At 70.2% G+C, this 20,196-nt stretch carries 17 protein-coding genes; 12 read left to right on the top strand and 5 right to left on the bottom strand.

Annotated features, from left to right (window positions below):
• Positions 1–11 precede the first annotated feature (11 nt).
• The 5 genes from WH85_RS29450 to WH85_RS29435 are packed head-to-tail and all read left to right on the top strand — an operon-like array spanning position 12 to position 5,508.
• Entirely contained in the window at positions 12–872 is an 861-nt protein-coding gene (locus tag WH85_RS29450) for a carbohydrate ABC transporter permease (protein WP_045745288.1), read from the top strand.
• 1 nt (position 873) lies between these two features.
• A complete protein-coding gene (locus WH85_RS50795) occupies positions 874–1,038 on the top strand; it encodes a DUF6903 family protein (protein WP_157411280.1) in 165 nt (54 codons plus the stop codon).
• The gene (locus WH85_RS29445; RefSeq protein ID WP_045745287.1) at positions 1,035–2,336 is read left to right on the top strand and encodes an alpha-L-fucosidase; all 1,302 of its coding nucleotides are present in this window, start codon (positions 1,035–1,037) and stop codon (positions 2,334–2,336) included. Before WH85_RS50795 ends, WH85_RS29445 begins: the two co-directional genes overlap by 4 nt.
• On the top strand, positions 2,333–3,286 hold the full coding sequence (locus tag WH85_RS29440; protein ID WP_045745286.1) for a peptidyl-prolyl cis-trans isomerase: 954 nt from the start codon (positions 2,333–2,335) through the stop codon (positions 3,284–3,286). Before WH85_RS29445 ends, WH85_RS29440 begins: the two co-directional genes overlap by 4 nt.
• A complete protein-coding gene (locus tag WH85_RS29435) occupies positions 3,283–5,508 on the top strand; it encodes a discoidin domain-containing protein (RefSeq protein ID WP_052720885.1) in 2,226 nt (741 codons plus the stop codon). The genes WH85_RS29440 and WH85_RS29435 overlap by 4 nt, the downstream gene beginning before the upstream one ends.
• A gap of 245 nt (positions 5,509–5,753) precedes the next feature.
• Here the strand turns inward: WH85_RS29435 and WH85_RS53830 are convergent, their stop codons facing one another.
• Positions 5,754–8,843, bottom strand: coding sequence for a S8 family serine peptidase (locus WH85_RS53830; RefSeq protein ID WP_157411279.1), 3,090 nt, complete (start codon positions 8,841–8,843; stop codon positions 5,754–5,756).
• A gap of 48 nt (positions 8,844–8,891) precedes the next feature.
• Positions 8,892–9,644: a FadR/GntR family transcriptional regulator gene (locus tag WH85_RS29425; protein ID WP_045745329.1), complete on the bottom strand. Its 753-nt coding sequence runs from the start codon at positions 9,642–9,644 to the stop codon at positions 8,892–8,894.
• A gap of 123 nt (positions 9,645–9,767) precedes the next feature.
• Here WH85_RS29425 and WH85_RS29420 point away from each other — a divergent pair, with 123 nt between their 5' ends.
• The 7 genes from WH85_RS29420 to WH85_RS29390 all read left to right on the top strand — a co-directional run bounded on the left by WH85_RS29420 (position 9,768) and on the right by WH85_RS29390 (position 16,535).
• On the top strand, positions 9,768–11,147 hold the full coding sequence (locus WH85_RS29420; RefSeq protein WP_245674142.1) for an MFS transporter: 1,380 nt from the start codon (positions 9,768–9,770) through the stop codon (positions 11,145–11,147).
• Positions 11,148–11,176: 29 nt separating this feature from the next.
• On the top strand, positions 11,177–12,916 hold the full coding sequence (locus tag WH85_RS29415) for a dihydroxyacetone kinase family protein (RefSeq protein WP_045745285.1): 1,740 nt from the start codon (positions 11,177–11,179) through the stop codon (positions 12,914–12,916).
• A gap of 8 nt (positions 12,917–12,924) precedes the next feature.
• A complete protein-coding gene (locus WH85_RS29410) occupies positions 12,925–13,380 on the top strand; it encodes a ribose-5-phosphate isomerase (RefSeq protein WP_045745284.1) in 456 nt (151 codons plus the stop codon).
• On the top strand, positions 13,377–14,132 hold the full coding sequence (locus WH85_RS29405; protein ID WP_045745283.1) for a triose-phosphate isomerase family protein: 756 nt from the start codon (positions 13,377–13,379) through the stop codon (positions 14,130–14,132). The genes WH85_RS29410 and WH85_RS29405 overlap by 4 nt, the downstream gene beginning before the upstream one ends.
• Positions 14,129–14,923, top strand: a complete 795-nt coding sequence (locus tag WH85_RS29400) for a TIM barrel protein (RefSeq protein WP_045745282.1) — start codon at positions 14,129–14,131, stop codon at positions 14,921–14,923. The genes WH85_RS29405 and WH85_RS29400 overlap by 4 nt, the downstream gene beginning before the upstream one ends.
• Entirely contained in the window at positions 14,920–15,768 is an 849-nt protein-coding gene (locus tag WH85_RS29395; RefSeq protein WP_045745281.1) for a phosphogluconate dehydrogenase C-terminal domain-containing protein, read from the top strand. The genes WH85_RS29400 and WH85_RS29395 overlap by 4 nt, the downstream gene beginning before the upstream one ends.
• Before the next feature lie 248 nt (positions 15,769–16,016).
• Positions 16,017–16,535, top strand: coding sequence for a hypothetical protein (locus WH85_RS29390; protein ID WP_045745280.1), 519 nt, complete (start codon positions 16,017–16,019; stop codon positions 16,533–16,535).
• A 151-nt stretch (positions 16,536–16,686) separates the two neighbouring features.
• Here WH85_RS29390 and WH85_RS29385 read toward each other — a convergent pair whose 3' ends face one another.
• The 3 genes from WH85_RS29385 to WH85_RS29375 all read right to left on the bottom strand — a co-directional run bounded on the left by WH85_RS29385 (position 16,687) and on the right by WH85_RS29375 (position 19,973).
• Positions 16,687–17,409 (bottom strand): SDR family NAD(P)-dependent oxidoreductase, encoded by a 723-nt coding sequence (locus WH85_RS29385; protein WP_045745279.1) that lies wholly within the window; start codon positions 17,407–17,409, stop codon positions 16,687–16,689.
• Between the two features lie 210 nt (positions 17,410–17,619).
• Entirely contained in the window at positions 17,620–18,459 is an 840-nt protein-coding gene (locus tag WH85_RS47500) for a helix-turn-helix domain-containing protein (protein ID WP_052720883.1), read from the bottom strand.
• A 632-nt stretch (positions 18,460–19,091) separates the two neighbouring features.
• The gene (locus WH85_RS29375; protein WP_052720882.1) at positions 19,092–19,973 is read right to left on the bottom strand and encodes an ROK family protein; all 882 of its coding nucleotides are present in this window, start codon (positions 19,971–19,973) and stop codon (positions 19,092–19,094) included.
• Positions 19,974–20,196 lie beyond the last annotated feature (223 nt).

Genomic DNA, 20,196 nt, shown 5'->3' with positions numbered 1-20,196 from the left:
AAGGCGCTGACATGTCAATCAAACTGGGCCGGGGCCTGACCTACGCCCTGGTCGGCGTGATGGCGCTGCTCATCGCGGTGCCCGTCGCCTGGGTGCTGTTCGCCTCGCTGAAGACCAAGGGCGAGTTCTACGGCAGCCCGTGGGCACTGCCCGAGGGGCTGCACCTGCGGAACTACGTCGACGCGTTCGTCACCGCCCGGATGGGGCGGTACTTCCTCACCTCGGTGGTCGTCACCCTGTTCGGCCTGCTCCTGGTGCTGGCCGTCGCGGTGCCCGCGGCGTACGTCGTCGCCCGCTACGAGTTCCGCGGCAAGGCCGTCGTCGAGACGCTGCTGATGGCCGGGCTGTTCATCAACGTGAACTACATCGTCGTACCGATCTTCCTGATGCTGGTCGACTGGGACCGGGCACTGGTCGGCGTCCTGCCCGACGGGTTCTTCATCGACAACCCGGGCGTGCTGTCGCTGGTCTACGCGGCCACCTCGATCCCGTTCACGATCTACCTGCTGACCGCGTACTTCCGGACGATCCCGAAGGACTACGAGGAGGCGGCGTCGCTGGACGGTGCCTCCCGGTTCCGGGTGATGACGAAGGTGATGCTGCCGATGGCCCGCCCGGCGGTGACCACGGTGATCCTCTTCAACTTCCTCGCGTACTGGAACGACTTCATCATCGCGCTGACCCTGCTGCCGGGTGACGGCAAGACCCTGCAGGTGGGGCTGCTCAACCTGATGACCGCGCAGAAGGCCGCCGCCGACTACGGCCGCCTCTACGCCGGCATGGTCATCGTGATCGTCCCCGTCCTGATCGTCTACGCGCTCATCCAGCGCCGCCTGATCGAGGGCATGGCCGCCGGCGGGGTGAAGGGCTGACATGTCATACCTGATCATCGCGGCACGGACCGTCGTCGTCGCGCTCTGTCTCACCCTGGTGATCGTCTTCCGCGACGAGGTGGGCTGGACCGGCCTCGCCGTCATGCTGGCCGCCCTGACCGGGTTGCTCGCCGTGCTCGCGTCCTACAACCGGAGGTACCGGTGAACAAGCTTCTCCACGTGCGGCCCAGCGCCCGGCAACTCGCCTGGCAGGCCATGGAGTTCTACGGTTTCCTGCACTTCGGCATGAACACCATGACCGGCCGGGAATGGGGGCTGGGCGACGACCCGGTCAGCCGCTTCGACCCGCGGACCGTGGACGCCGACCAGTGGGTCACCGCACTGAAGAGCGCCGGGATGACCGGGGTGATCATCACAGCGAAGCATCACGACGGCTTCTGCCTCTGGCCGACCGCGACGACCGGCTACTCCGTGGCGTCCTCGCCGTTCGGCGCCGACGTCGTCGGGCTCGTCGCCGAGGCGGCCCGCCGGCACGGCCTGCGGTTCGGCGTCTACCTGTCGCCCTGGGACCGCAACCACCCGTCCTACGGCACCGGCAAGGGCTACGACGACGTCTACATCGCCCAGCTCACCGAGCTGCTCACCGGCTACGGGCCGGTCTTCACCGTCTGGCTCGACGGAGCGAACGGCGAGGGACCCAACGGCAAGACCCAGGAGTACGACTGGGAGCGCTACTACGCCCTCGTCCGTGAACTGCAACCGGACGCCGTGATCAGCGTCTGCGGTCCGGACGTGCGGTGGTGCGGCAACGAGGCCGGCGAGACCCGCCCCGACGAGTGGAGTGTGGTCCCGCGCGCGTTGCGCAACGTCGAACGGATCGCCGCGAAGTCGCAGAAGGTGGACGACGGCGAGTTCTCCCGTCTCATCCGCAGCGACGACGTCGACCTCGGCAGCCGGGACGCGATCGCCGGGTGCGAGGACGACCTGGTGTGGTACCCGGCAGAGGTCAACACGTCGATCCGGCCCGGCTGGTTCTACCACCCGGCCGAGGACGGGTCGGTTCGCAGCGCCGAGGACCTCTTCGAGATCTACCTGAAGTCGGTGGGCGGCAACTCGACGTTCCTGCTCAACGTGCCGCCGGCCCCGTCCGGCCGGCTGCACCACACCGACGTGGCGGTACTCGCCGCCCTGGGCGATCTGATCAGTGACCTCCGGGGGCGCGTGATCTCCGGGCATCGCGATGACCTGCTCCTGGACCTCGACGAGGTGCACGTCGTCGAGGCGGTCGTGCTGGGGGAGGACATCAGCCGAGGACAGCGGATCGAGGAGCTGACCGTTCTCGGCCGCCGCGCCGGGGAATGGACAGCCCTCGGCACCGTGCGGTCGGTCGGTTACCAGCGGATCCTGCGGTTCCCGCCGGTCGAGGTGGACGCGATCCGGGTGGACGTCGGCGCAACCCGGGGAGAACCACTGCTGATCCGGCTGGAGGCGATCCGGTCATGAAACGCGTCGCCGTGGTCGCCGGTGCGGCGGCGGTCCTCGCCGCGATCACCGGCGGCGTGCTCATGCTCAACCGCCCGTCCGAGGTGGCCTCCCTGGACGGGCACCCGGTCACCCGGGACGAACTGGTCTTCCAGATGGACCGGCTGGAACGCACCACCACCGGCACCGAACCACTGTCCGACCGGGCGCTCGCCACGATCAAACGGGACAAGACGCTGCTGATCCTGGCCCAGGAGCAGGGACTGATCCGGTCCGTCGACCACGCGGACCTGATGGCCGACCTCGAGGACGAGAACGCGGAGCGGGCCGCCGCGGTGAAAGCCGGGCAGGTGGTGCACGGGGTCACCGCGTTCGAGCCGGAGGAGTACTACACACACCGGATCACCGAGCTGACCACGGCCCTGGAGAACAGACTCAGCGCGGCGGCCGGGGATCCACTCGGGGTCACCGACGAGGAGGTACGCGCGGCGTTCGCGGCCGACCGGGACGCGTGGAGTCAGAACGCCAGCGTTTACGCGTACACCATCATGGTCGTGCCGGTGAAGGACCAGGCCGCGGCAGCGAGCCTGACCTCCCGGGTGGCCGCGGCGCCGACGCTGAAGCAGGCCGCCGCTGGGCTGGCCGGGGCGCGGCTGAGCAGCGCGACCTACGACGGGCGCGCGACCACCGGGGTCAACCCGCACGACCAGGAAGTCATGGCGGTGCTCGGCACGCTCGCACCGGGGCAGATCTCCGCCCCGGTCGCCGGCACCGGCCAGCTGACCTTCTACGAGCTCACCGGCCGGCAGGTGGACGAGCAGGCGGCGCTGACCGCCTACGCGAGCCGGATCCGGCAGTCCCTCGTGGAGGAGAAGTTCGAGCGGTTCCTTCAGCGCCGGGTGGACGGGGGCGATCTACGGGTCGACACCGCGGCGGTCGATGCCATCAACGCAGAGGATGGACGCGCATGAGAAGAACGCTGATCGCGCTGCTCGCGGCGATCGTCGCGGTGCCGCTGGTGCCGGGGTCACCGGCGGCGGCTGCTGCTCTCGGCCCCTCGTGGCCGGGCAATACCGCCAATACCGTGGGTAAGGACTACTACCTGGACGCCTCGGGCGGGCGGGACACGGCGGCCGGGACGTCACCGGCTTCCGCGTGGAAGACCCTGGCCAGGGCCAACACCGTCACCTTCGCCCCCGGCGACCGGATTCTGCTCAAGGCCGGGCAGACCTGGCAGAACGAGCAGTTGTGGCCGAAGGGGTCGGGCGCGGCGGGCAAGCCGATCACGATCTCGGCCTACGGTTCGTCGTCCAAGCGGCCGTACATCGCGACGAACGGCCGTGTGCCGTCGCCGTTCAAGGCGGACGGCACCAAGAACCCGGACACCGTCGGGCTGACCGGCGCGATCGTCCTGCGCAACCAGCAGTACTTCGCGATCAACAACGTCGAGCTCTCCAACGACGACGACTTCGCCACGAACATCACCACCGGCTCGTACGTCCGTGACGGCATCATGATCTCGATCAACGCCGACCTGTTCCCGGCCGGCGCCGACACGATCATGGACAACTTCCGGATCAACGACGTCTATGTGCACAACCTCGACGGGCCCAGCACCTGGCAGAAGATCCACTACGGGGCGGTCGACTTCCAGGTCTTCGGCGCCAAATCGTTCAAGGAGTACGCCACCGGCGGCTACTACTTCAAGGACGTCCGCGTCGAGAACAACACATTCGTCAATGTGGAACTGCACGCGGTCCAGATGGCCTTCAACTGGTTCGACGCCTCCGGTACCGCGGCCGGGCAGTACGACGAGGCCGGCAAGTTCCACGAGGGCTGGGAACAGCTGTGGGTGCGGACCCGTGACCTGTACTCCCGGGACGTCTACGTCGGGCACAACTATTCCGAGAGCGTCGGGCAGGGCGCCGTCCAGTTGGCCAACCTGCTCCGGGCGACCGTCGAATACAACGAGGTCAACGGGTTCCTCGAACGGTACGACGCGGTGTCCTGCGGACTGTACCTGTGGGCCGGCGCCGACTCGGTGATGCAGTTCAACGAGGTGTACGGCGGGCCCGCCAACGAATACGACGGCACCCCCTGGGACCTGGAGTACACCAATTTCAACGTGACCTACCAGTACAACTACTCACACGACAACGCGGCCGGCTGGATGGCCTACATGGGCAACAGTTCCAACTCGGTGGCCCGGTACAACCTGAGCGTCAACGACAACGGCGTACTGGTGAAGAACATGCTGTCGACGAACTACTCGCCGACGTACTTCGCCAACAACACGTTCGTGTACGACGGGGCGAAGATGGACTATGTGCACGACGAGACGTTCCTGAGCCGCGTCTACTTCCTCAACAACATCTTCTACAACACGTCGGCCACTCCCACGCCGTGGTACCGGCGGACCGGCGCGCTGCGGCAGGCCGTGTTCGCCAACAACGCGGTCCACGAGACCGGTGGCGTGCACTCCACCCAGGAACCGGCCGGTCAACTGGCGGCCGATCCGCGCTTCGTGGGTGACCCCACCGCCCCGGCGATCAAGGGGGTACGCGCGGCGGCCCAACGCTACGCGCTGCGTGACGACTCGCCGCTGATCGACGCGGGACGCTACAACGCGCACCTCGGGACGGCCGACATCCTCGGCACGCAGATCTACTACGGTGCCGCCCCGGACGTCGGCACCGTCGAATCCCGCGCAGGCGTCCTCAACCCGAACCCGGTCGACACCGACCCGATCGAGGACGAGGTCGACAACCGGGTCGACCTGGCCCTCGGCAAACCGGTCACCGCCAGCTCCACCCACCCCGGCGGCGGTGGCACGCTCGGCGCGGTCAACCTGACCGACGGCGATCTCACCACCCGCTGGGCGGCAGCCGACGACGCCACCTACCCGATCACGCTGGACGTCGACTTCGGCTCGGCGGCCACCTTCGACCAGGTCTACCTGGACGAATACACCGACTCCGGCACCAACCCGCGGGTGTCGACGTTCCAGCTGCAGCGCTGGACCGGCACCGCCTGGGAGACCTTCGCGTCGGTGACCGGCGGCATCGGCCACGACAAGACCGTCACCGGCTTCGGCACGGTGACCACGTCCAAGCTGCGGGTCGCGCTGACCGGCCAGCTCCCGACCGAGCAGTACACCCCGACGATGACCGAGATCGCCGTCTACCGCTCCTGACCGCGCGGGGCCGTCCCGATGGGGAACGGCCCCGCCCCTCCAGGCGCAGTGACGCGGCGGCTGTGGGGCAATCACCGATACGGTCAAGCACCTAGCCTCCTAGGATGACGAAGCGTGAGTTGACCGGCTCACTGAGGGCCTGGCCTGGGTGAATCGAGTTGACGCTCTGCGACGCCTGCGACTCACGGGTCGGCTGACAGCGGAAGGCCCCGGGCAGAACACCCGGGGCCAGGACAAACCTTTGTCTACTGTACGGGCGGAAGCGCCCGAACGATCGTCTCGGTGACTGTGGAGGCCGCGCCCTTGGCGGTCACGCGCAGCGACGCGTACCCGGTCCGGGTCACGCCGGCGCGCCAGGTGCCGTCGGCGTGCAGACGGGCCACGCTGGTGCGCCAGGTGGCGCCGTCGTCGTAGGAGACCTGGAGCGTCACGGCCTTGGTGCCGGCCGGCGCCGTCATGGCGATGCCGGCGCCGGCGGGGCTGATCCGGACGGTGCCGAGGGTGGCCACCGCGGCCGGCTTGGTGAACGTCCAGTCGACCGTGGTGCTGGTCGACGTCGGGAATGCGGCCGGGCGGCTGTCCCGCACGGTGAGGCGGTAGTCGCCGGTGGCCGCGGGGACGCGGAAGTTCGCCGTGCCGGGCAGGTCGGAGGTGGCGACCTGCTTGCCGTCGGCGTACAGGGTGGTGCCGCCGGTCCGGGCGCCGGAGACGAGGGTGCCGGGGTTGCCGGCGCCGTCGCAGGCCATCGCGATGGTCAGGCGCAGGTTGTCGCCGGTCCAGCTGCCGGGGGTGCCGGGGACGCAGGGCGCGATGACGGGGGTGTTGAAGGTGGCGGTGTACGTCTTGCCGGGCTGGTAGCGGCGGGACGGTCCGGTGGTGGTGATGACCTCGTAGGCGCCGTCCTCGCGCCATTCGTACATGCGGTTGGTCCAGCTGACGCCGTCGGCGGTGCTCCAGCGGCGGGTGCCGGCCGAGGTGGTGCTGAGTGCGGCGAGGTCGGCGGGGTATCCGGCGACCTGCACGGACGCGAGCATGTAGTCGGAGCTGTCGGTGGCCTGCCGGTTCATCGCGCCGGTCTCGGTGGCGAGGGTGGCGGCGGTGACGGTCTGGGTGAGGCCGGTCGGGACGGTGCCGGGGAAGGCGCGGGCCACGTTGTAGACGCCGTCGTCGGCGGTGAGGGCGGCGCGGGTGACCGTCACGAGTTCGGTGGCGTTGCCGTCGGGGCCGAGTTGGGCGCTGCGCAGGGCGCCGCCGTACGTGTTGGCGCCGTAGGTGTACCAGCCGTGGGGGCCGTGGACGGCGATGTCGACGGCGCCGGCTTCACGCTGGGCGGTGGTGTCGGGGACGGTGAGGGTGACCGGCTGGGCGGTGCGGGTGTCGACGGTGATGTCGGTGGCGGTGCCGGCCTGCACGTTGGGCTGGGCGACGACGGCGCTGGTCCATTCGCCGTTCTCGGTCTCCCAGAAGTAGGAGGTGATGATCGCGTACCGGCCGCGGGGGACGGTGAGGCTGACGTCCGCGGTCCACGGGTAGTGGGCGAGCGAGTCGTACAGGTAGGGCGTGTCGAGGCCGATGACCTGGGTGTAGTGGTCGTCGGTGGGTTGTCCGTCGTGGCCGAGGACGTGCAGGTCGAGGTCGACGGTCGGGGCTTTGCGGACGACGCCGACGGGGGTGGTGGTGGTCTGGGTGCCGGTGGTGGCGGTTAGTCGCCCGGAGTGGGCGCCGGCGTTGAGGGTGGCGGGTGCGGTGACCGTGGCGGACGCGGTGCCGCCGGCCGGGACGGTCAGGGTGGGGGTGCTGACCGTGAAGGGTGCGGTCACCGTGAGGGTGACGGTCAGCGGGGTGGTGCCGTGGTTGCGGTAGGTGACGGCTTCGGCGCCGGTGTCGTTGGTGAGGTTGAGGGCGGGCGGGTCGGCCAGCAGGGTGGTGGTGAGGGCGCGGGCGATGTCGGCGCGGCCGGCGCCTTGGGCGTAGACGCCGAGGCCGTCGGTGGGCCGGGCGCTGCCCATCAGGGCGGATTTGAGCTGGGCGGGTGTCCAGTCGGGGTGTTTCTGGGCGAGGATGGCGGCGGCGCCGGCGACGTGCGGGGAGGCGAACGAGGTGCCGTATCCGGTTTCGTAGGGGCCTTCGCCGGCGTCGCTGCTCAGGGCGTGGACGATGTCGACGCCGGGGGCGGTGATCTCCGGTTTGATCGATTCGCCGTCGAGGCCGGGGCCGCGGCTGGAGAAGTCGGCGAGGCGGTCCTGGTAGTCGACGGCGCCGACGGTGAGGGCGGAGGGCGCGTCGCCGGGGGAGCCGATGTCGTAGTCGTCGCCGTTGGCGGGGTCGTTGCCGTTGATGCCGTCGTTGCCGGAGGCGACGACGAAGAGGGTGCCGTATTTTCCGGTCATCTCTTCGACGGCGGCTTCGAGGGGGTCGGTGCCGGGGCTGTTGGGGAAGCCGAGGCTCATGTTGACGATCGTGGCGTGCTGGGTGCCGGCGGTCCATTCCATGGCGGCGATGACCGACGATTCGGTGACGTCCCAGTCGCCGATCTTGGCGGAGACCAGGTCGACGCCGGGGGCGACGCCGCGGTAGCGGCCGTCCGAGGCGGCGCCGGTGCCGGCCAGGATGGAGGCGACGGCGGTGCCGTGGCCGACGTTGTCGTGGATGTCGCCGGTGACGGCGGTGCCGGTGCTGAAGTCGGCCTGGGCGGTGACGACCGGGGCGAGGTCGGGGTGGGTGACGTCGACGCCGGAGTCGACGACGCCGACGGTGACGCCCGCGCCGTCGAGGCCCTGTTGCCAGGCGATGGTGGCGCCGATCTGCTGGGCGCCGTCGGCGGCGGTGTATTCGCCCTTGGCGTCGAGCCAGACCTTGCCGGTGGCGGTCCGGTTCTTCCAGAGCTTGGCGAGGTCTTTTTTGGGGGTACGCACGGCGGTGGCGCCCAGGCTGCGGAGTTTGCGGCGGCCGTCGCCGGTGGCGGTGATGGTCCCGCTGGTGATCAGGGGGAGTTCGGTGCGCTGGTCGTCGTATCCGGCTTCGATGAGTCCGGTGACGTCGAAGAGCCGGGGGTCGAGTCTGTCGGCGCGCAGCAGGGGCAGCGCGTCGGCGGGGACGACCCGGGTGCGGCCGCCGCTGGTGCTGGTGGCCATCGGGATGCCGTCGCGGCCGGGTCCGGGGTGGACGCTGACGGCGTCGCCGCTGAGTACGACGCGGTCGCCGGTGATCAGGGTGACGGTGGTGCCGGTCTCGCCGTCGGGGGTGCCGGTGGTGGCGGTGGCGGGGGAGCCGGCCGTCAATCCGCTGAGGACCAGCGCGGCTGAGAGCGCCAGTCCTGTCGATTTCCTTCGCATTGCTCGCCTTCCGCATGAAGTCGTTACATGCGGATAGACGAAAGAAGATCAGCTTTCGTGCACTGTGGAAGGCAGGGAAGGTTTGAGGCGGCTGCCGGCGCTGTCCATGTGCCTGCTCATGGCGGCTGCGGCGGCTTCCGGGTCGCGGGCGCGGAGTCCGTCGAGGATGGCGCGGTGCTCGGCGATGGTGATCTTGGCGTGGTCGCCGTCGTTGAGGGCGCGTTCGACCCAGACCCGGATGAGGGACCGGACGCTCTGCAGGATGCCCTGGAGTAGTTCGTTGCCGGCGATGACGGCGAGTTCCTGGTGGAAGAGCATGTCTGCGGTGACGAAGTGGTGGAAGTCGCCGAGGCTGTCCTCCATCGTCTCGAGGTGTTCGGTGAGGCGGGCGAGGGAGGCGTCGGTGGCCTGGGCGGCTGCGAGGCGGGCGGCCTGGGTCTCGAGGCCGTGGCGGACCTCGATGAGTTCGCGGGTCTTGTCGGCGTGCAGCAGGATGCCCCAGCTCAGTGTCTGGGGGAGCAGTTCGGAGGTGCTGCCGCGCAGGTAGGTGCCGGAGCCGGGGCGGACCTCGACGATGCCGAGGATCTCCAGGGCGGCGAGGGCTTCGCGGACGGCGGAGCGGCCGACGCCCATCAGGTTGGCGAGCTGACGCTCGGCGGGGAGCCGGTCGCCGCTCGCGACGGCGCCGCTGCGCATGTAGTCGAGCAGGCGCCGGGTCACCTCGGCCATCGCGGTGGGGCTTTTGATCGTGCCGCCGAGGGCGGCGCTCAGCTCGGCGTCTGAGGCCGAAGGGGTCGCCATGCCGCACAGCATAGCAACCGGTTAACCAAAAAATTGGTCAACCGGTTGACAGGTGCCGTGCGGATCATGACGATGGCGTTACCGCTTCGTTCCACCAGGAGTCACTCATGTGAGGAGTTCCTCTTGACCAGCACGTCGATCGCCTCGTCGGCGCCATCACCAGTCGAGAAATCGGCGATCCGCAAGGTCGCCGTCCGTTTGGTGCCGTTCGTGGCACTCATGTTCTTCATCAACTACCTCGACCGCACCGCGATCGGGTTTGCAGCACCCAATGGCATGAACGACGACCTGGCCCTCACGGCAGCTCAGTACGGTTTCGCCTCGGGTGTCTTCTTCATCGGCTACATCCTTCTCGAGGTTCCGAGCAACCTCGCACTCCATAAGTTCGGGGCCCGCCGCTGGCTGGCCCGCATCATGGTCACCTGGGGCATCGTCGCCGTGCTCTTCACCTGGGTGGACTCGTTCACCCAGCTGTCCTGGCTGCGCTTCCTGCTCGGTGTCACCGAGGCCGGCTTCTTCCCCGGCGCGATCCTGTTCCTCAGCCTGTGGGTGCCCGCCCGCTACCGCAGCCGGGTGCTCGGCCTGTTCTACATCGCCCAGCCGCTGACCAGCGTCATCGGCGCCCCGCTCGCCGGCTGGCTGATGACCCACGACGGCCTCTTCTTCGGCCTCGACGGCTGGCGCTTCATGTTCCTCGGCGTCGGTCTGCCGGCCATCGTCGTCGGCGTCATCGCCTGGTTCTACCTGGCCGACTCGCCCAAGCAGGCCAAGTGGCTCACGCCTGCCGAGCAGGAGTGGCTGACCAAGGAACTGGCCACCGAGGCCAAGGCCAAGGGTGCCGACGACGAGAAGGGCGGCCACGGTCTGGCCGGTCTGAAGGCCGCGTTCAGCAGCGGCCGGGTGTGGACGCTGAGCTTCATCTACTTCGGCTTCATCTACGGCCTGTACACGCTGGCCTTCTTCCTGCCGACGATCATCGCGGACTTCCAGGAGCAGTACGGCGTCACGTTCGGCCTGCTGGAGAAGGGCCTGATCACCGCCATCCCGTACATCCCGGCGGCGATCGCGCTCTACCTGGCCACCAAGCACGCCACCAAGCACGGCGTGAAGCCCGGCCACATCGCGATCCCGGCCCTGGTCGGCGCGGTCAGCATCCCCCTCGCCCTGTTCGCCGGTTCGCCGACGCTCACGGTGGCGATCCTGGCGGTCACCGCGTGTTCCATCTTCGCGGCGCTGCCGAACTTCTGGACCGTACCCACGCAGTTCCTCGCCGGCGCCGCAGCCGCGGCCGGCATCGCCCTGATCAACACGATGGGCAACCTCGCCGGGTTCGCCGCCCCGTACATCACGGGCTGGCTGGCCGACCTCAACAACGGCGACTACAAGGTGGCGTTCTTCGTCGTCGGCGGATTCATGCTCCTCAGCTCGGTGCTGATGGTGGTCCTGAGCCGTCAGCAGCGGGTCGCCGCCGACGAGCAAGCCCCCGTGCCGGCCGGGCACTGAGCCACCTCCCCCTGGAAGGACCCGTACACATGACCCGTTTGTTCAACGATCCCGCCGCGTTCGCCGACGAGATGACCGAAGGCTTCGTGGCCGCCAACGGCCGCTGGGTGCGGCACACACCCGGTGGCGTGGTCCGCAGCACGGCCACCCCGGCAGGCACCGTGGCCGTGGTCGTGGGCGGCGGGTCCGGCCACTACCCGGCGTTCGCCGGCATGGTGGGCCAGGGGCTGGCCAGCGGCGCCGTGATCGGCAACGTGTTCGCCTCGCCGAGCACGCAGCAGATCACGGCCGTCAGCAAGGCCGCCGACCACGGCGGTGGCGTGCTGCTGGCCTACGGCAACTACGCCGGTGACTGCCTCAACTTCGACGCCGCCCAGGAACGTCTGCGCGGTGAAGGACTGCGGGTGGAGACGATCCGCGTCACCGACGACATCTTCAGCGCCCCCGACACCGAACGGCACAAGCGCCGGGGCATCGCCGGTGACCTGGTCGTCTTCAAGGTCGCCGGCGCGGCCGCCGCCGAAGGGCTCCCCCTGGAGGCGGTGTCCGCGCTGGCGACCTGGGCCAACGAGCGCACCCGCAGCATGGGCGTCGCGTTCTCCGGGTGCACACTGCCCGGCGCCGACACCCCCCTGTTCACGGTGCCCGAGGGCAAGATGGCGATCGGCCTGGGCATCCACGGCGAGCCCGGGTTCGCCGAGGCCGACCTGCCGACCGCCGACGAACTGGCCACCCTGCTCGTCGAGCGGCTGCTGACCGAACTGCCGGAAGGAGTCTCGGCCGTGGACGGCGGCCGGGTCGCCGTCCTGCTCAACGGTCTCGGCACGGTCAAGCAGGAAGAACTGTTCGTGGTGTACCGCCGCGTCCAGCAGCTGCTGGACGCGGCCGGCGTCACCGCGGTGCAGGCCGAGGTCGGCGAACTCTGCACCAGCTTCGACATGGCCGGCGTCTCGCTGACGCTGACCTGGCTCGACGAGGACCTCGAACGGCTCTGGACCGCCCCGGCGGACACCCCCGCGTTCCACCGCGGGACGGTCCGCTCCACCGCGGCCGACGCGACCGTCGTCACCGCGTACACCCCCAAGGAAGTGCAGAAAGGCAGCGCCGCGTCGCAGCAGGCCGCCACCCGCGTGGTCGCGGTCCTGGAAGCGGCCCGCGACATCATCGACGCCAACGTCGACGACCTCGGCCGGATCGACGCGGTGGCCGGCGACGGCGACCACGGCATCGGCATGCAGCGCGGCATCAAGGCCGCCGTCGACGCCGCCCGCGAGGCCTGCGAGGCCGGGGCCGGCGCCGGAACGGTCCTGATCGAAGCCGCCGACGCCTGGTCCGACCGGGCCGGCGGCACCTCCGGCGCGCTGTGGGGCATCGCCCTGCGCCGCATCGGCACCACCATCGGCGACGAACAGACCCCGTCGCCCGAGACGATGGCGCTGGCGGTCCGCGCCGCCCGCAACGGCATCTGCGACACCGGCGGCGCCCAGCTCGGCGACAAGACCATGGTCGACGTGCTGATCCCGCTCGACGAGTCCTACGCCGCGGCGGTCGCCGACGGCGCGTCCGTGACCGGCGCGTGGGGCGTCGCCGCGGATGCCGCCGAGAGCGCCGCCGAGGCCACGAAGAACCTGCTTCCGCGGATGGGCCGGGCCCGGCCCCACGCGGAGAAGAGCCTGGGCACCCCGGACGCCGGGGCGGTGTCGATGAGCCTCATCGCCCGCACCGTGCACACCGTGCTCAGCACCCCTGTCACACCGACCGGAAAGTGAACCCCGCCATGAGCAGCAAGTTGCGTATCGTCGTCGGCGCCGACGAGGCAGGCTTCGCCTACAAGGAAGCCCTCAAGAACGACCTCGCCGCCAACGCGCTGGTGGAGACCGTGGTCGACGTGGCGGACACCCCGGACCTCGCGTACCCGAACGTGGCCATCGCCGCCGCCGAGATGGTCGCCGCCGGCAAGGCCGACCGGGCGCTGCTGGTCTGCGGCACCGGCCTGGGCGTGGCCATCGCCGCCAACAAGGTCGCCGGCATCCGGGCGGTCACCGCGCACGACAGCTTCTCCGTCGAGCGTTCCATCCTGTCGAACAACGCGCAGGTCCTCACGTTCGGCCAGCGCGTCATCGGCCTCGAACTGGCCCGCCGCCTCGCCAAGGAATGGCTGACCTACACCTTCGACGAGACGTCGGCGTCGGCCGGGAAGGTCGCGCTCATCGAGAAGTACGAGTGCGCATGACCCGCACCCTCGGTGTCAGCCTGAAGATGTACTTCGGCTACGACCAGACACTGCGCTGGTGCCGGACCGTGGCCACCCGCCTCGGCGACCACCCGGCCCTGACCAGCGGGGACGTGCGGTTGTTCATCCTGCCGTCGTTCCCCGCGGTGCCGGCCGTCTCGGAGATCTTCCGGGGCACGCCGATCACCACCGGCGGGCAGAACCTGGCGTCCGCCGACAGCGGGCCGTGGACCGGCGAGGTCAGCGGCAGCTTCCTGCGCGAGGCCGGCGGGAGGTTCGTCGAGGTGGGACACGCCGAGCGGCGTACCCACTTCGCCGAGACCGAGACGGTGGTGTCCGACAAGACCGCGGCGGCGCTGCGGGCCGGCCTGGTGCCGGTGCTCTGCCTCGGCGAGAAGAACCGGATGCCGGTCGAGCAGGCCGCGGCCGAGGTGCAGCGTCAGCTGGTCAGTGCCCTGCACGGCAGCCACCGGTACGGGCTCGGCGGTTCGCTGGTCGTCGCGTACGAGCCCTTCTGGGCGATCGGCGCGTCCGAACCGGCGTCCGACGAGCACATCGCCGGGGTGTGCGAACACCTGCGCAGGGTCGTCGCGCAGGAGCCCGCCCACCCGGACAGCGCGGTGATCTACGGCGGCAGTGCCGGGCCGGGGCTGCTGACCCGGCTGGGCGCGTCGGTGGACGGGCTGTTTTTGGGCCGGTTCGCGCACGACCCGCAGGCGCTGGAGTCGATCGTTGCGGAGGCGGCGGCATGAGTTCGACCATCGGATTGAGCACGTACTCGTTCTTCTGGCAGTGGCACCCGACGGCGGTCGAGCCGATCAGCCTGGACACGATGCTGGAACGGACCGCGGCCCACGGGGTCACGCTGTTCCAGATCTGCGACTACCCGCTGATCGAGTCGCTGGACCTGGCCGCGGTGAAGGCGACCGCGGATCGGCTCGGGATCACGCTGGAGCTGGGCACTCGGGGAATCTTTGAGGCCCATCTCACGAAATATCTGGACATTGCGGTGGCGTTGGGGGCCTTCGTCGTCCGTAGCATGTTCAACACCGCCACTCACCGGCCGACTCTCGACGAAGCCGTTGAGTCGCTTAAGTCGGGAATATCGGCTTATGAAGCCGCCGGTGTGACGCTCGCGCTGGAGACCTACGAGCAGGTCCCGACCCCGACCGTCGTCGCCGCGGTGGAAGCCGTGAATTCGCCGAACCTGGGCATCTGCCTGGACCCGGCGAACAGCGTCGCCGCCCTGGAACACCCGCGCGACACCGTCGAGCGCTGCGCCCCGTACGTCAAGAACATCCACGTCAAGGACTTCAGCTTCACCCGCAAGGACGGCTGGGTCGGCTTCACGCTGGCCGGCTGCCCGATGGGCGAGGGCCTCCTCGACTACGACCACATGATCGACACCGTGCGCCCGGCGGAGCGCGGCGTCAACCAGATCATCGAGCACTGGGTGCCCTGGCAGGGCGACCCGCAGACCACGCAACAGCTCGAAGACCGCTGGACCGAACACAACCTGAACTACCTGAGGAGCCGGAAATGAGCCTGACCATCGCCGTAGTGGGTGCCGGTGGCAAGATGGGCATGCGCGTGTCGAACAACCTGATGCGCAGCGAGCACACCGTCTTCTACGCGGAGAACTCGCCCGCCGGCCAGCAGCGCACCATCGACGCCGGCCGTGTCGTCACCGACACCGACACCGCGGTCAAGGACGCCGACGTCGTGATCCTCGCCGTCCCGGACATCGCGCTCGGCCCGGTCTCCGCCGCGGTCGTCCCGCAGCTGCGCACCGGCGCCGTCGTGCTGACGCTGGACCCGGCTGCCGCGTACGCCAACCTGCTCTTCCAGCGCGAAGACGTGGAATACGCCGTGGCGCACCCGTGTCACCCGTCGGTGTTCCTGCAGCGCAAGACCAAGGAGGAGCTCGAGGACACCTTCGGTGGCATCGCCGCGCCGCAGGACGTCGTCGCCGCCCTCGAGTCCGGCGACGCTGCCGTCCAGGCCGTCGCGGAGACGGTCATCCGTCTCATGTACGCGCCGGTCCTCGACGTGCACTGGGTGACCGTCAAGCAGCTCGCCTACCTCGAGCCGACCCTGGTCGAGGTCGTCGCCTGCATGATCGGCTCGCTGCTCAACGACGCCCTCCGTGAGACCGTCGACACCGTCGGCGTGCCCGAGCCGGCCGCCCGCGCCATGCTCATGGGCCACGTCCAGGTGGCGCTCGCCAACGGCCTGCGCGGCGACAACCCGTTCTCCGACGCCTGCCTGATCGCCATGGACTACGGCCGCGAGAAGATCATCAAGGAGGACTGGAAGTCCATCTTCAACGACGCGGAGCTGGACAGCGTCCTCAAGCAGATGCTGCACCTCGACCACATCCACCGCTGATCGGCGCGGATCTGACGTAGTTACCGGGGTAAGGGACGCGGCCTCTTCTGGGAAGGGGCCGCGTTTCCCGTTTTTCCACAACCCTTTCTGTGGTACGCCCGGGGCCGTTCCCGCATTCCGCGCGGCCACCTGCCCGATCGTGTCGCACCGGATTGAGCTGGGAATCTGTGGGTAAGGTCGGAGCTACCCCCGGTTCGGAGACAGAGATTTTCCACCTCTGCACCTCTCTACCGAATCGAGTAACGATCATGCGAAGTGCTGCTTCCTCCCACCGGAGTGTTCTGCGCGGGGTTGCCGTTCTCGGCGCCGCTGCCCTGATCGCGACCGGGACGGCCGCCCCGGCGCAGGCCGACCTGCGCGGCTGCGGCGCCGACCAGTCCGACTGGGTCAACCAGGGCGTCAACGAGGGCTTCCGCGGCGAGGTCGACATCACCCACGGCACCACGGTCGTCCAGGGCAGGGTGCCGGCCGAACGGTTCGTCGTCGTCGCGCCGTTCGCCGAGGTCAAGGTGGAGACCACGGAGACCGACGCGTACAGCGGGACCGCCGCCTTCGACGGCTCCTCGGTGAAACTGTACGAGCACGGCTACCGCTGGACCGTGCCGGCGAGCGAGTCCTCCCCGGGCGGCCAGGCCACCTTCGTCGAACCCGAATGCCAGCCCGGCAGCGACGTCGTTCGATCCGCCGTCTACCTGTTCCGCGCCGAGCCGTCCTATACCGGCCCCGGCGCCAAATCCGTCTGGGGCACCCTCACCCGCACCATCTGACGCCCCCGCGGCGGCCATCACGACCGTTGCGCAGGGCGGCAACCCCGCGTCGATCTTGGTGCGGTGGCCACCACCGGTGGTGGCCACCGCACCAAGATCGGGAGTCGGCCGCCGACGTCGGCGGCCGATCACGACGCGGGAGTTCGCGGGGTCAGAGGCTCTGGCCGCCGGAGAGGTCGATGATGCCGCCGGTCGCCCACCCGAAGGCGTCCGAGAGGATCGCCGGGACCGCCGCGGTGATGTCGTCCACGGTGGCGATCCGGCCCTGGGCGATGGTGTGCGCGGCCAGCCCCTGCACCTGCTCGGAGCGCATCATCCCGCCCCCGAAGTCGGTCACCACCGCGCCGCCCATCAGCGTGTTCACCCGGATTGACCGGTCGGCCAGCTCCACCGCCTGATACCGGGTGAGCACCTCGATCGCGCCCTTGGTCGCGGCATAGGCGGACATCCCGGTCACCACACCGCGGGTCAGCGCGGTCGTCACGTTGAGGACCCGGCCGCCGTCGGTGATCAGCGGCAGCAGACTCTGCGTCAGGAAGAACGGCCCCTTGAGATTGGTGTTCACCAGGTCGTCGAACTGTTCCACGGTGGTCTGCGCATAGGGCGCGAAGGTGCCGATACCCGCGTTGTTGACCAGATGGTCGATCCGGTCGGCGCCGAACCGGTCCCGGAGCAGCGCGCCGAGCTCGGTGACGAAACCCGGAAAGGTGTCGGGGCGGGTGACGTCGAGCCGAAGGGAAGCGGCGACGTCGCCGGGCTCGGTCTCGCGGAAGGTGCCGATCACGGTGACACCCGCCGCTGTCAGCGCTCGGGCCATACCCTGGCCCAGCCCCCGTGTGGCGCCGGTGATGAGTGCGATTCTCTGCGTCGTCATGCGCCGATCATGCGAAGCCGTCCGGTCCGGCGCCGGAGGTTGTCCGGTGAACGGACAGGATCTCCGTTCCCCCGGCGGCGTCCGTCAGGGGCACCTGTTCCGCGCGGTGATCGTCGGGTTCTCCTGTTCTCTGGCGTTCGTCAGGTTCGCTCGTTCCCGGGCCGCGACTGTCCGGGGCTGTTGTTCCCGGGCCGCGGTCGTCCGGGGCTGTCATTCCAGGGCGGCCGCTGTCCGGATCTCCCGCTCCAGGGCGACGGCGGCCCGGTGAACGATCGCGCCGGCGTGCTGAGCCGGATGGGCGGCGGTGCGGGCGATCTGCAGCGAGGCCCGCAGTCCGCCGGGCAGCGCGACCCCGACGGCGTAGCAGGTGAGCCCGGCGAAGAGGTCCTGGTCGTCGACGGCGGCCCCGAACGGCCGGCGGCGCGGCGACGGCGCGCCGGTCGGGTCCAGCAGGATCCCGGCGGCTGTGGTCGCGGGCATCGGGGCGCCCGCCTGCGCGACGATCGGCAGCGCTTCCCGCCCGGGAATCATGTCGAGGGCGATGAACGGCGCGCCACCCGGGAGAACGCCGCCCGCCGGTAGAACGTCTGCCGGCGGGCCGCCTGTCAGCGGGCGGCCTGTCAGCGGGCCGTCGGCCAGTGTGCCGCCCGCTGGTATGCGATCTGACCGGTCATCCACGGTGCCGCCTGCTGGTATGCCGACTGACAGGCCGTCCATGGGGCCGCCGGACGGTGTTACGGTCGGCACGACCAGTGACACGGTGGCGCCGGTCTGCTCGCGGACCGTCTGCATGACCGCGGCCGCGATCCGGCGCAGCCCCGGGACCGGCTCGATCTGCCGGGTGATGCCGAGGAGACTCGGTGAGAGCGTCCACCGGCCGTCCACCCAGTCCACCGCACCGGTGTCCCGAAGCTGCCCGAGCAGGCGATGCACGGTGGGCCGGGGCAGGCCGGTGAGTTTCGCCAGCCGGGCGAGCTGATGCTCCGCGCCGGCCTGCGGAAGCGCCCGTAGCAGCCGGAACGCGCCGTCGACGACACTGCGCCCCGTCATGATCGCGACTCGTCCGGGGAAAGGTTCCGCATCCGTGCGACAGTACGTGGCCCCAGCCGGTCCGCCCGGGCCCGGTGCGGAGGCCACCCGACCGGTCCCGCGGGATAGCGGCTGTTCCGTGCCGGGACCGGGCGTCGCCGGTCCCGCGGGATCGCGGCTGTTCCGTCCCGGGATCAGGTGCCGCCGGCCCCGGTCGGGATGTTCGGGCGCCGGGCCGGCCGCAGGGCCCGGCCGGCCACGTCATCGCTGCCAGGTCGGCCAGGAACACGCCGGACGCGGCTGCCAGACGGATCCGGGCCGTGGCACGGCACTTGTTGTCGGTCCACACGAACTCCGGATTCCGGGAGAACTCGTCGTCCGGGCTCCTCTCCAGGAAGGCGACCGCGGCAGCGAGCTCACCGGTGAAGATGGCACGCCGTCCATGCCGCCACAGGAGCACACCGATCAGCGCCGGAACGACGGTCCCCACCGCCCACAGGGCGGCGACGACGCAGAGCAGCGCCGACTGTGCCGGAGAGCCGTCCGGAGAGCCGTTCGGAGAGAGCACCGGACGACCATAGAGTTACCAAACGGGCAATGAGGATTTATCTCAGCTATGCGAGCGGGCGGGCTCTCCGAAGTTCCTGATCCTCCTACCCGAGGGTGTCGCGGGCGGCCAGGGTGGCGCCCCAGGCCCCGGCCCAGACACCCAGGGCGGCGGGGACGATCGGGGGCACGTGGTGGAAGGTGGCGTTGCGGGACACCTTCGCCACCGCCGGGTCGACGATCCAGCGGCGCGCCTCGGACAACCCGCCGCCGACCACGATCAGCCCCGGATCGACCAGGGCGATGACGTTGAGCAGGCCGTGGCTGAGCGCGGTCGTCGCCTCGTCGAGCAGCGTGACAGCCGCCGGATCGCCACGCTCGGCTGCCTCGACGACCGCCCGCGCGCCGCCGCTCGGCGACCCGGCCGGGCTTCCGGCAGGAGAGTCGGTTGCGCCTGGGGGAGGAGATCCGGCCGGGTTGCTGATGCGGGTGCCGTCGGAAGAGCCGGCGGGGGAGCGGGACTCTGACCAGCGGGCGGCCAGCTGAGCGCCGCCGATGCTGGACTCCAGGCAGCCGTGGCGGCCGCAACTGCACAGACGGCCGGTGCCCGGTCCGGTGTGGCCGATCTCGCCGGCCGCACCGTGGGCGCCGCGGCGCAGTTCGCCGCCGACGATGTGGGCGCCCGCGATGCCGGTGCCCAGGGCGAGCACGAACAGGTCGTGGTGGCCGCGGCCCGCGCCCAGGACGGCCTCGGCGGTTGCGGCCGCGTTGCCGTCGTGGACCGCCACCGCGGGGATCCCCAGCGCCGCGGACAGAGCGGCGGCCGGGTTCGTGCCGGTCAGCCAGGGCAGGTTGGCGCTGGTCAGAACTGTCCCGGTGGCCTGGTCGAGGACACCGGCCACGGTCGTGCCCACGGCGTCCGGCCGGTCGTCGCCGAGGAACGCCCGCACCTCGGTCGCCAGGGCAGCGAGCGAACGCGGCGTCGCCACCCGGCCGGACCGGACGACCCGCAGCCCCGCCCCGGCCGGAACACCGTCCGGTTCGGGGGCCTGATCAGCGGCGACGGATGGAACGGGCGCCGGGGATTCCGTGGCGACGGGTGGAGCGGTTGCCGGGGATTCCGTGGCGACGGGTGGAGCGGTTGCTGGGGATTCCGTGGCGACGGGTGGAGCGGTTGCTGGGGATTCCGTGGCGACGGGTGGAGCGGTTGCT

This window comes from Actinoplanes rectilineatus (genome assembly GCF_000962825.1).
Classification (GTDB): Bacteria; Actinomycetota; Actinomycetes; order Mycobacteriales; family Micromonosporaceae; genus Actinoplanes; species Actinoplanes rectilineatus.
This window is presented reverse-complemented; position numbering and strand designations above follow the sequence as displayed.